This window comes from Halochromatium sp. (assembly GCF_054919635.1).
Window position 1 is genome coordinate 1 of record NZ_JBUDPI010000095.1, and the last position, 10,943, is coordinate 10,943.

The following is a 10,943-nucleotide window of genomic DNA, read 5'->3' on the forward strand; positions in this document are numbered from 1 at the left end:
CGTGGTCAGCGTCGACTGGCTCGGGCATGGCGAGAGCGCGAAGCCGCTAGACATCTCGACGACGGTGTCGTCGGGGACCAGACTCATCAGCAGGTGATCGAGCCCAACCTCGCCGAACTCGTTGATGATCACCAGGGTACGGGCGAGCTCCGGCCGGCGCACCAGTTGATTGAGCACCGTGGTCTTCCCGCTGCCGAGGAAGCCGGTCAGCAGAGTGACGGGAATCAGGGACTTGGGCATGTCGGGGTTCTCGCGATGAACGTCAGGGTCTACTGTTGGGTTTCCGGGCCCGCGCCCTGCCTATTGGGCTAGGCGAATGAGACGGCTGACTCGACCGTGGTGAAGGCCGGGGCATGCCCCGGTATCCTTTAACGCCAGCCCGTGAGACAAGAGGATTGAATGGTGCCAGTACGATCTGTATTTCTGGAGCGCCTCGTTGCCTCCATTGGCTCGAACCTGAGTCCCCTGGGAAGAGCGATTTGCCATCAATTCCAGCGCCAGAATCGTTGGTGGAATTGCTATGCGCCAACCCCCGGGATCCGGCGTCTGACGCCGGCCGCGGTGATTACCAGCGCCCTGTTCATAGCGCTTATCGGCGCGTCCACCATGCCGCGAGCCTTCGCCACGGAGCCTCAACCAGCCATCCCGGCATGGCTCAAGGCCCATGTCGGAGAGAAGGAGGGGCAGATCGCATTGCCGGTGCTACAACGGGCCCGTGCCCTCTACCTCCGCAAGGTGAGGGAAGGCGCGGTCAGCAATCCCTGCTATTTCGCCAAGGATGCGACGCGTCCGCACATCTCACGAAATGGAGGACCGGGGCGGCGCTTCTATATCATCTGTGAAGCCGAGCGCTCGTTTCGCGCGGTCTCGTCGGGTCATGGCGGCGGGCGCACCCTGAAAGGCATCGCGGATTTCAAGAACGGCAGACGCTGCGCCAAGCACTTCAGCAACGCCTTGGGCTCGAGACTCACAACCGGCGGCGTTTACGTCACCGGCGAGAGCCGGACGTCGTTCAAGGGCTACTACCAAACCTCTTCGAAACGCAAGGCAGCGCTGATCCGCGCCTTCGTGCCGTTCGACGGCGAAGGCGAGACCGCGAACGCCGAGCGGCGCGCCATCGGCGGGCATGCGGCGGTCCTGATCAAGGGCGCCTGTCTGCTGCGGGAACCGGGCAGCCCCTATGCAAACGGCAAGGGATACGTGCCCCTCGGAAAGCTGGTGGATTACTCCGGCGGGCGCAGCAGCGGTTGCACCAGCTGGTCGCCGACGGACGCCCGGGAGATCGTCGAGATCACGGAAAACGATCCGACCACGCTGTACATCTATCCCGCGCAGGCCGACATCGACGCCGTTGCGAGAGCGGTGGCGGGCGGCCGATCGCTGAAGCGGTCGGGGTTGTACTGGAATGCGTCCTGTCTGAAAGAGATCGGCTCCCCCAAGTACTGGCCCAAGGAGCGTCTAGGGCCGAGGATTGCCGAATACCAGCGCAACAATCCCGCGCCCAAGCGCTCTTCGTTGCCGCTTTGCGCGAACCAGTGAGTAAGGGAGGGCCCTCGACCAACGGAGCAAGCCAATCAAAAAGCGATTTTTTAGCCAAAGTCCAAGTTTCGCTCAGCCGCTCGCGTCGATACAGCGGAAGTGCACCCGGTCGGGCTCCTGAACTTGGGGGGTCCTAATCACCGAGACGCACGACGGCCAATGCGACGATTGAACCACCTCTTGCTGGTGCAACCATCAGACGCCGACCCGAGACAGATGCTGCTGCGGTGAGACCGGCAACTGCCGGGCCACATCAGACTGCGTCCGCGTCCAGCCCAGCTCTTGCGGCCGCTCGCGCCCCTGTTTGTGGTCAAGGCTCACGGATAGGGCACGATCGCGAGCGCTTCGAGGCGATAGCCGGCGTCGCCCATCGCCCTTGAAAAGGGTTCGACGCGGAGGTCATCCATTACCGAAACGGTGTTGAAGACTCCGCTGCGATAACGCTTTCCCTCGGGCAGGGCGTCGTAGACGATCTGGTTGGCGGCGGGACGCGGTGGCACGTGGATGCAGGCGCAAAAGAAGGGGACCAGCAGGAAGGCGCTCAATTCATATAGATCGAAAGACCATGGCACCACGAAGCCGTGCCGCTTCACCCGCTTGCCGTCAAGTTCTTCCACGACCGGTGCCTGTTTCCACAATGCGGTGATCTCTTCCATGATCAGTTCGGCGCCTGATTCTCGTCGTCGATGTCGTCGAGGCTCAGCCCCTCTTCAGTCAGGCCTTCCAGCAGCTGGTTCGGATGCCACTCCTCGGGAATCAGGGCGTCCCAGTGAAGCTCCGTAACCTCGCCCAGTTCTGACTCACCGAACAGATTCTGTGATTCAGGGCCACAAGTGCTCAGCGTCACGAGCAACAGGACGACCTCCGCGGTCGCGCGGAAACGAGTGTGTATCATAAGTATATGCATACACCGATTTCGAAGAACGATGAGAATTCGGCGCGTCCCCGTCGACCGATTCCGAGTCGGAGGTCAATTCTGTTTCCGCATCGCCAATCTTGCCCGTCTTCAGCTCGAAGGCCCGATGCTCGAGCGATCGGACTCCGCCGATCCGTCAGACGAGCAATCGTCGTCGGAATGGGCGTTGAAGCTGCGGCCAAAGCGTATCAACGAGCCAGCCGCTGCGACGCTTCTGCCAGGTAGAACCATTCCTGATCCACCTGCGCGTTTGGGTTCGGAAACACGATCCATCCATCTTTGTCGGCGGTCAGCTCAGCGCCATCGTGACGGTGGGCGAGCACTTCACCGCGCTCAGTTCTTTCGAAGCTGCGCCAGTTCCTACTGAAGCGATCATCCGGGTGTAATCGATCGACGACCTGGTACAGCCTTATGATTTCGGACTCTTTGGTTGGCGAACGCACCGTGTCGGTCACCATGCCCAGATGCGCCAAGGTGTGCCGGACAGCGTCGTAGGCCAACTGTGGCGCCTTTTCGTCTTCATGCTGGCCGCATTCGAGCGTGATGGCGATCCCGCCGTAGCGGCGCATGGTCTCTGTCGTACCGACCCCATAGTCGAGGCTCGCCGCGGCACCGCGTGCCTGGCGATCCGCCACTCCTTGGGCATAGGTCTCAAGCCAGCCCTCGACGAAACGGTTGACACCCAAGCGCAACGCCATCGCCTCTTCCGCTTCGGCTCTTGAAAACGGCTGCAGGTCCCCGTGGTTGTTGCACGGACCGATCAGTGCGAAGGGGATACCGGGGGTGTGGAAAGAATGCAGATCGAGCAGCGCGTCGTGGGCTTGCAGCAACGGGCAAAGCACATTAGCGATTCGATCCTCGAAGTCCTGCGGCACATCGGTGACGCGCATACTGCGGTTCAGATTGCGGTCGCCGTGGCGGCGCTTTAACTGATACGCCAGCGGGTTAGCAATGGGCACCATCGTCAGAGTGCCGCGCTCGATGCGCAGCGTGCCTTGCTCAAGCTCTTGCAGCAGGCGCCGAATGGCTTCGGTGCCGCAGGTCTCGTTGCCATGCACCGCGCCGAGCACGATCAGCTTCGGGCCTGAATTCAGGCCTACGATCTGCTGAATCGGCAAGGCCGTGGGAACAGATGACTTAACCATGACGTTGGACTGGATTCAGTGGGGTTGTTGCAGTTCAGCTATTGCCTTGCATACCAAGCCGGCAGCGAGTTGTGCCAGGTCTTCCAGGTGCTTGAGCCTTGCGGCTCAGATTGGTGGGGCAGCTGAGTGGTTGAACGCGCACGGCTCCAAATAGTGTTCTCATTAAAGTGAAAATCGCGTCGGGATCGCCCTCCCAAATCACCCTGTCCCTGCGGGGCGAGGGCCGGGCTTGCAGGCAACGACGGGCTGCTGTGAAGTGTATCTTTGCGATCGACGGCGCCGTCAACGGCATGACGGTCAGCGTGTAGCGAGGCTTCGACCTTACCGCGCTTCGCCGACCAAGAAAATGTTAGATACTCAGACTGTTATAGACGATCGCCTGTTGGGCCTATGCGCCAAACCGTCACAATGATCCGACGCCGCGGCCAGCTCTTGAACCCAGCCGCGCTTCTCCTCACGCTCCGGGTCGGGAGAGCGATCCTGACAGCTCAGGAAGGCGTAGAACCCGCCACGGCTGACGCCCTGTATTCGGCAAAGCATCGTCAACGGACAGGCCTCCTTCTACTGGGCAATGAACTGGTATCTCAGTTCGACTTTTTCGCGAAGAAGGCCATTACTTTTTTGAGATTTCCCGCTACATGCGCAAGTGTCGATTCTCCTCGCGCAGGCGACGCAGTTCCTGCTGCTCCTCGCTAAGCTTGCCGTTGCCCGGGAACGCGTCACTGCCATCAGACTCTGCCTCTTTGATCCAGCGCCCAAGCAGGCTGCGGTCGACGCCTTAGCTCCTCGCCGCCTCGGTCTGCTTGTAGCCCTGCTCCAGAACCAACCGGATGGCGTCCTGTTTGAACTCCTTCGTGTACTTCTTACGTATCTTCATCTCTCACCTCAGCTCGGGGAATTGTCCCTTAACCGAAATGTCCGCTGTCATTAGATCACCTCAAAGACCGTTTCGGTCACCAGTGCCGGCTGCTGCGTACATTCGTCGCGGTTAGAACTCGCTCGCTGGATCTCTCCCCGCTTCCACGCCATGGAGCATTCTCTTTTCTTCCGAGCGCAAGAGCAGTCTGCCGCGCACTCGGTCAAACCTTGCCGAGCCCTCTGCACCTCGGTAGTCTCTCGTCCCAGTTCCACCTTCGACTGAAGGGAGCGCATGGATTTCCGATCCGGTACCGGTTCCTCATGAATCTTCCCCCTGCTGAAATCTCGCCATGGATTGAACCCCTGAAATGGGGCTCGGTTTTCGTAGTTTTTCTAGCTGCGATGGCCGGTGGTGCGATCCCGCTTCTTTCGAAGAAGGACTTGCGTCCGGGCGCCGGTTTTCCGCTCGGAGAATCGTTTGCATCAGGTATCTTCCTCGCGCTTTCGATGCTGATCATGTTGCCATCTGCTCATGCCCAGCTCACGAAGACGCCGGGCATCCCGCCGTACCCTTGGGCGTTTCTGATCGCAGCGATCGCGTTTCTGGCGCTATTGGCGTTCGAGCACCTCCTGACCCACATCAGGGAACGAGTGGAGGGATCAACGGATGCGGTTTCATTAAGCGATCGCACCACTGAATTGGTGCCGATTCTTCTGACCGTACTGATCGGTGTGCCGTCCTTTTTTCTCGGAGCGGCACTGGGGGTGTCCGAGGATGCTTTTTCGATCGTCTTGATTCTAGTCGCGGTTTTGGCGCACAAGAGTACCGCAGGTTTTGCGCTGGCCCTGAAGATGGTGCAAAGCACGCTGAGTCGTCCCCAAGTCTTTGCGTTGTTTCTCGTTTTTGCCCTTTCAACACCGATTGGTATCGTGGTCGGTGATGATGTGGCAGCAACGCTTGGCACGTCCGCGATGTTGACGACCAAGGCCTTGGTGCTCGCGATGGCGGCGGGCGTTTTTCTCTACATGAGCACCCTCCACGACATGCGGCATTCACCGCTGATCACGACCTGCTCTGGGTTTTGGGGCTTCTTGGTATTGGTCGCTGGCTTCGTGATTACCGCAGGTGTGCGCGTCTTGTTGGGAATCGCCAACGCTCATCATTTTTAGAGGATTGCCCGCGAACACTTCCCGCGACGCTCGTCACTGGTTCTTCGATTCGCCTCCCTAGCTCTCAGCACCGTGCGCACTCAGAAAGGCGAGGCGAATGACCGAGCCGTAAACGAGGCTCCAGCGCGAATTACCAGTGCATCCTGGGACAGGCAAGAAGCGGTGGCCGACCTGAACGGTCACCGAGTCTGATCAGGATACGTGTAGATTCCTGCAAGCTCTGCTCTAGCCCTGAACCTCAGTTAAGCCTCGTAGTGTTCGAAGTGCGAGCGGCGGCGGTATCTCATCCATGTCGAGTAGATAGCGTCCAAAGCGGCGGAGGTGATCGCGCATATACGGGCTCAGCGCCGCAATAAGCTCCCGGCTCAGCTTCCAGCCTTCCGTCTCCTTGTCGGCGAGGATGCCAGTCAAATCATGGACGTTGTGCAGCATGCGGTCAGGATGCCGATCGTGGTCTTGAGTGCGCTGAGCAGGTCTGGCGGGCTCCAGAGCCTGGTCATCTGAACAACCATCTCCAGAGCGGTTGCTGGTCCTCACTCGTGCCGCCCGCGCTTGTCGGCGGTGTCCTGCGTGCATCCAGGGCAACGGGCGTCATCCTAATGCGCGTGGTGCCGCGCTACCCCGGCAGATCAAACACAAGAGATTCAGATTACATCCGCTTGGGCTTCGCGAAAACCCGCAGCGGTCTGGGGCGCTCATTGAAGACCATTGATCCGAATCAAAAGCACGGGTGGATTGGGGCAGGCGTCCAGGTTCTGTGGCTCAGCCTCTTGCTTGCAGACGGGCCCGAACCAGAGGGCGCCATTGCCGAGCATCGCGCCCTGGTAGTTCGCGAACAGGTTCTCTAGCCTCGCCTCTGCGATCAGCTGGCGCAGGGGATGGGTCATGAAGTCGGGATAGCGGGCTGCAAACCGGCTGGGGCTGTCCAGAGTCAGGATCTCCTTTCCGGCAGCGACGGTGATCGGATAATCACTCATCGCCGCGACGGCTTCCCTGTCGTCCTGCGCGACCGCGTGCTCGAGCCGGTCCAGAAATGACCGCGTTTCAGGCAGGCTGAGCCCAGCCACAGCCAACTGTTGCTTGAGCGCGGTGGCACTGCCGGAGTCGTCGGCGCCTGCGGTGGGGCGTGCATCGGCGAGCGCTCCAGCAAATACGCCGGCGAGCAGCAGCGTCATTAGGCCAAGGGCAGCGATGGATGGGAGGGGGCGGCGGTCCTTGAGCACGAGCGAGATCCTTTGGTAAACGAGCGATGGATGGAGTCGCGGTTACGCGAGCGTTGCATTATATCGCCCATCTCTTGGGGCCTGTTATAGCCGATTTTTGGCGTTCAGCTAGAATCCGAGCGCGCACTGCGTTTGAAGCTCAGGACCCGACCCGCCGCCGACCGGACACCGGAGGTTGTCACCGCCATTGCCGATCAGTACCCGTGCGGGTGCTGCGTTGGTTTGCTCGCCGCGGCCTGATAGAGTTGCAGGAGGCTCCGGGATATGCGAGCCCCAAGGTTCCTACCCAGACCAACAGCGGATTCTCTTTCGATGCTGCGTTGCGCGGCCACTCGGTGGCCTGTTTTTTAAGTATTGCCGCTGACCATTGGGTGAAGAGCGATGTCTCTTCCTGGTCGGTTGCGGTCGGGACGTTGGTTGCAAGCGCGAAAGACAGGCATCGACCCGCTGGTGCCATCGGCGCTGAGAACGACGACAGCGGAAACGCATCCGGGTTCGGCCACGCAGCAGCCAGGGTCGACTCGCTGGAGATGCCCGATCGTGAAAAGGATCCGGCTGTCCGTGGAGCGCGAGTGCCGACCTCGGTTCGGCTGGGACCCAAAGCACCCTGCCGACAGACTGCGACTGTAGCTGCGACGGCTATGATGCCCTGAATGGCTGTTCCTTATCGCAGTCCCATCGCATGACTTGCCTGCGCGACTGCTGCAAGGAATTCGTGATGTGTCGCCCGGGTGGCTAGGATTTCGAATCGTCTCTCGCGACGAGCTGTGACTGACGGCCGAGTGCCGTCGTTCAATAGCGTGAAGAGCGTGGTTACGTCAGACGTTGCAGACCGCTCGCCCAGTCAGTGACGAACGCCTCGAGGGACTCGATGAAGTCCGGGGTCGTGCTCGCTGCGGTTGATAGTGCAGTGGATGAGGGTGCCGTCGTCGGCCGCAGCGGTGACTGTCCAGGCCAGCGCGTTCGGGCAGCCGGGCAGAGTGAAGCGCACACCATCGCAGATGGTTTCGCGGCGGATGTGGAACTGCCCCAGAGGCAGTAGCTGTCGCCGGCGTCCGGCTCGTCCGACCAGTGCGGCACATGATCGATCGCGACACAGAGCTCGGCCAACGGCGGCCCAGTGACCTGCCCCTGCAGCTGGCGCGGACACGGGACGCAGGCACTGGTGGCCAAGAAGCCCAGAGACTCGCCTACTTCTCCCGCGCGTACGGCCAGGCCATGATGCCGCCTTCCATCACCTTGACGTTGTGCCAGCCGTGCTGCTCAAGGATGGAGGCCGCTTCATAGCCGCGCAGTGAGATCTTGCAGTAGAGGATGATCTCGCGGTCCTTGTTCTCGGGCAGTTCGTTGAGTCGGCCGCGCAGCGCGCCGAGTGGGATCAAGGTCTCGCCGATGCCGAGCCGCATCGACTCGAACTCGATGGGGCTTCGGGTATCCAGGATGAAGCTGTCGACGCCATGATCGACGCGCTCCTTGACCTCGGTGACGCTGAGGCCCTTCATGCGGCCTTTGAGCTTGTTCTCCAGCACCTGGGCGGCGACGATGGTGTGGTCGAGCGCCAGTGAGTAGGGCGGGGCATACGGCAGGTCAGCGTTGACCATGTCTTCGACCGTCAGCTTGCCGCGGATCGCCATTGCGACGGTGGCAACACGTTTGCTGACATCACCGGGGCCAATGCATTGAAAGCCGATGATCCGGCCGCTTTCGCGCTCCGCGACCAGTTTGCTGATCAGCAGCTTGCCGCTCATGAAGACGGGGATATCAAGCCCCGAGATGGTTGCGCTTTCGATAGTGTGGAAACCGGCCTCGTGCGCACGATGTGCCGACAGGCCGGTGAAGCCGACCGTGTAGTCGAAGATCTTGCAGATGCCGGTCTGCGTGATGCCCGGGAAGCTGGCGCTGCCAGGCGCGACCACGTTCTGTCCGGCCACGCGACCCTGCAGGTTGGCAATATCGCCATAGGGTGCGCGCAAAGACTGGCCGGTGATCAGTGACGTGCATTCGACGCAGTCTCCGATGGCGTAGATGTCGGGATCGCAGGTCTGCATCTGCTCGTTGACCCGGATGCCGCCCTGGTCACCGATCTCGAGATCGGCCTTGATTGCCAGACCGATGTTCGGCCGCACGCCGACCGCGACCACTGCGAGTTGACAGGGAAGCTCGGTGCCGTTGTCGAGCTTGACGCCGACCAGCTTGCCGTTGTCGCCCAGGAACTCGGCGACGCCGTTACCGACGATGATGTCAGGGCCATTGGCACGGATGTGGTTCTCGACCAGCTTCGACAGGTCCGGATCGAGAAACGGCAGGATCTGGTCGGTCTTTTCGATCACCGTGGTGTCGATGCCGGCGAGGCGCAGCGCCTCACAAACCTCAAAGCCGATCAGCCCGCCGCCGACGACCACGGCCTTGTCGACCAGGTTGGCATCGCGCACCGCGCGTAGTGCGTCGGCGTCCCCCATCGAGTGCAGCGTCTGCACGCCCTCGAGATCAAATCCAGGGGCAGCCGGGCAGACGGGGGATGCGCCGGTGGCGATCACTAACCGATCGTAATGTAGGATGCGCTCGTTCTCGGTTGGCAGGTGCCTGATCCGGACCGTTTTGGCGTCGCGGTCGATGTCGAGTGCTTCGGTCTCCACCAGCGCCTCGATGCCCTTCGCTTTGCCGTAAAAACCGGGGTCGCGAACGATCCCGGCCGGGGTGCAGATGAGCAAATTGCGGTCATCGAAGGTGCCGCCGACGTAGTAAGGAAAGCCGCAGGAGGCCATCGACAGGTCCTGTTCGCGCTGAACCAGCGTGATCTCGGCGAACTCATCCATCCGGCGTGCTTTGGCGGCGGCCTTGGGGCCGGCGGCCGAGCCGCCGATCACGACGATGCGAAGGGGTTGCGATGGCATTGGGGCGATTCTCTGCGTGCTGGGTCCGGCCGATCCTGGGTGAGAACCGGCCCAAACTAGGTAAAGCGGTGTGGTTGCTGCGAAGACGGGTGGTGCTCATCTGCCCGGCGGCCATGGGTTGGCTGCGGCGGGCGGCGACTGAGCGGATGCTGCGTGTCCCGGCTGGCTTTGAGTCTGAGCTGCCGACCCAGGTGCTGCGCTGACATCGATCAAGGCCGGTCCGCACGGCCCCCGCGAGCGCGCTTCAGCTTGATCCAGGTCGGGATTGGATGGCCCGAGTGCTGAGGATTGTCAGTGGCGACATCACTCCAACGGCATGCGCCGGGGCGACGGGGGGGGGGCGGGGAAGAGTGACGGGGATGATAGGAGCAGCGGTCGGAAACGTTCTGGGTCGTTGTCGGGCCACCGCTGATGCCCGCTTATCGCACCATAAAGGGTTTCGTTTTATATAGCGCCTTCATGCAGCACCAAACAGAGACGCTTGTCGGTGACTCGGTGACAATCGGCCCGCGCGCAGCCAGAGGCCGCTCAGCGCCGGCGGCACTCTCTGGCATTGGTTGACGGGCCGCTCCCGGCCATTATGTAGCGCTCAACATAATGGCCGACAGCGGGCGCTCGGCTGAGACTTGGCCGTCGATCAACTTCCGGACCCGACCCATACTCCCATCGGTGATCAGCACGAAGACATCGGCAATGCAACCGGTCGCTTCCATTGATCAGCACTGGCTAACTGGCTGGAGATCGCCGCTCGGTCCAACGAGACAGCACGTCAAGTACGTTTAGCCATTTGGCAAGTTTCTCACTACTGAGACGCGGGCATGCGCACTCGGCCAGCGCGCCGCTGCTGGGCGGGACACTTGCCTCTAGGCTGGGCGATTCCGAGGTGCCGCGTCCTATGTTGGTTTCAAATGGTATGGCACCTGTCACCAGGCGATCGACGATTGCAAGGCCACGCGGGCAGTATGGCGATCTTTGTACGATCCGACCGAGCGGGCCAAGCGCGATGCGCGAACGCGAGACACCGAGTGGACGTAACCAGGAGTGATCATCGTGGATGAGCCCCCAGAGCTGGGACAGCGGCAGCCTGAGCTGTGCCCTGTGCTGCTATGGCACCAGAAGGGCGGAACCGGCAAGACGACGCTCGCCGTCGGTTGTGCCGCTGCTCTTGCTGGCCTCGGGCGGCGTGTGTTGCTGCTCG

11 protein-coding genes and 1 pseudogene are annotated in these 10,943 nt (G+C 61.4%); 4 read left to right on the forward strand and 8 right to left on the reverse strand.

All coding sequences use genetic code 11. The annotated features are described in order from the left end of the window. Window positions 1-240: GTP-binding protein (locus ACY693_RS07820; protein WP_462321271.1), on the reverse strand; the 240-nt coding region annotated here is incomplete at its 3' end. Between the two features lie 159 nt (window positions 241-399). Between ACY693_RS07820 and ACY693_RS07825 the strand changes: the two genes are divergently transcribed. Beyond that, window positions 400-1,539 carry a hypothetical protein gene (locus ACY693_RS07825; protein ID WP_462321272.1) on the forward strand — a complete coding sequence of 380 codons (1,140 nt, stop codon included), beginning with the start codon at window positions 400-402 and terminating at the stop codon, window positions 1,537-1,539. A gap of 317 nt (window positions 1,540-1,856) precedes the next feature. Here ACY693_RS07825 and ACY693_RS07830 read toward each other — a convergent pair whose 3' ends face one another. The 4 genes and pseudogenes from ACY693_RS07830 to ACY693_RS07845 all read right to left on the reverse strand — a co-directional run bounded on the left by ACY693_RS07830 (window position 1,857) and on the right by ACY693_RS07845 (window position 4,477). Continuing rightward, complete coding sequence (locus ACY693_RS07830; protein ID WP_462321273.1) at window positions 1,857-2,195, reverse strand: DUF3299 domain-containing protein; 339 nt, start codon at window positions 2,193-2,195, stop codon at window positions 1,857-1,859. Window positions 2,196-2,197: 2 nt separating this feature from the next. After that, window positions 2,198-2,392: a hypothetical protein gene (locus ACY693_RS07835; protein WP_462321274.1), complete on the reverse strand. Its 195-nt coding sequence runs from the start codon at window positions 2,390-2,392 to the stop codon at window positions 2,198-2,200. Between the two features lie 251 nt (window positions 2,393-2,643). Beyond that, window positions 2,644-3,600 carry a succinylglutamate desuccinylase/aspartoacylase family protein gene (locus ACY693_RS07840; protein WP_462321275.1) on the reverse strand — a complete coding sequence of 319 codons (957 nt, stop codon included), beginning with the start codon at window positions 3,598-3,600 and terminating at the stop codon, window positions 2,644-2,646. 634 nt (window positions 3,601-4,234) lie between these two features. Continuing rightward, window positions 4,235-4,477, reverse strand: a pseudogene (locus tag ACY693_RS07845) (transposase). A gap of 302 nt (window positions 4,478-4,779) precedes the next feature. On the opposite strand from ACY693_RS07845, the gene ACY693_RS07850 reads away from it, so the two are divergent. Beyond that, complete coding sequence (locus ACY693_RS07850) at window positions 4,780-5,628, forward strand: ZIP family metal transporter (RefSeq protein WP_462321276.1); 849 nt, start codon at window positions 4,780-4,782, stop codon at window positions 5,626-5,628. A 225-nt stretch (window positions 5,629-5,853) separates the two neighbouring features. On the opposite strand, the gene ACY693_RS07855 is transcribed toward ACY693_RS07850, so the two are convergent. The 3 genes from ACY693_RS07855 to ACY693_RS07865 all read right to left on the reverse strand — a co-directional run bounded on the left by ACY693_RS07855 (window position 5,854) and on the right by ACY693_RS07865 (window position 9,745). Next, window positions 5,854-6,060: a Tn3 family transposase gene (locus ACY693_RS07855; RefSeq protein WP_462321277.1), complete on the reverse strand. Its 207-nt coding sequence runs from the start codon at window positions 6,058-6,060 to the stop codon at window positions 5,854-5,856. 263 nt (window positions 6,061-6,323) lie between these two features. Beyond that, window positions 6,324-6,851, reverse strand: coding sequence for a hypothetical protein (locus ACY693_RS07860; protein ID WP_462321278.1), 528 nt, complete (start codon window positions 6,849-6,851; stop codon window positions 6,324-6,326). 1,190 nt (window positions 6,852-8,041) lie between these two features. Then, window positions 8,042-9,745 (reverse strand): FAD-dependent oxidoreductase, encoded by a 1,704-nt coding sequence (locus tag ACY693_RS07865; protein WP_462321279.1) that lies wholly within the window; start codon window positions 9,743-9,745, stop codon window positions 8,042-8,044. Between the two features lie 68 nt (window positions 9,746-9,813). Here ACY693_RS07865 and ACY693_RS07870 point away from each other — a divergent pair, with 68 nt between their 5' ends. Beyond that, entirely contained in the window at window positions 9,814-9,948 is a 135-nt protein-coding gene (locus tag ACY693_RS07870; protein WP_462321280.1) for a hypothetical protein, read from the forward strand. Window positions 9,949-10,843: 895 nt separating this feature from the next. Beyond that, the coding region (locus ACY693_RS07875) for a ParA family protein (RefSeq protein WP_462321281.1) at window positions 10,844-10,943 on the forward strand (100 nt) is incomplete at its 3' end.

Excerpts from the sequence above, each read along its gene's own strand:
- ACY693_RS07830 (WP_462321273.1), bottom strand. The coding sequence starts at position 2,195 with ATGGAAGAGATCACCGCATTGTGGAAACAGGCACCGGTCGTGGAAGAA.
- ACY693_RS07840 (WP_462321275.1), bottom strand. The coding sequence starts at position 3,600 with ATGGTTAAGTCATCTGTTCCCACGGCCTTGCCGATTCAGCAGATCGTA.
- ACY693_RS07850 (WP_462321276.1), top strand. The coding sequence starts at position 4,780 with ATGAATCTTCCCCCTGCTGAAATCTCGCCATGGATTGAACCCCTGAAA.
- ACY693_RS07865 (WP_462321279.1), bottom strand. The coding sequence starts at position 9,745 with ATGCCATCGCAACCCCTTCGCATCGTCGTGATCGGCGGCTCGGCCGCC.
- ACY693_RS07855 (WP_462321277.1), bottom strand. The coding sequence starts at position 6,060 with ATGCTGCACAACGTCCATGATTTGACTGGCATCCTCGCCGACAAGGAG.
- ACY693_RS07825 (WP_462321272.1), top strand. The coding sequence starts at position 400 with ATGGTGCCAGTACGATCTGTATTTCTGGAGCGCCTCGTTGCCTCCATT.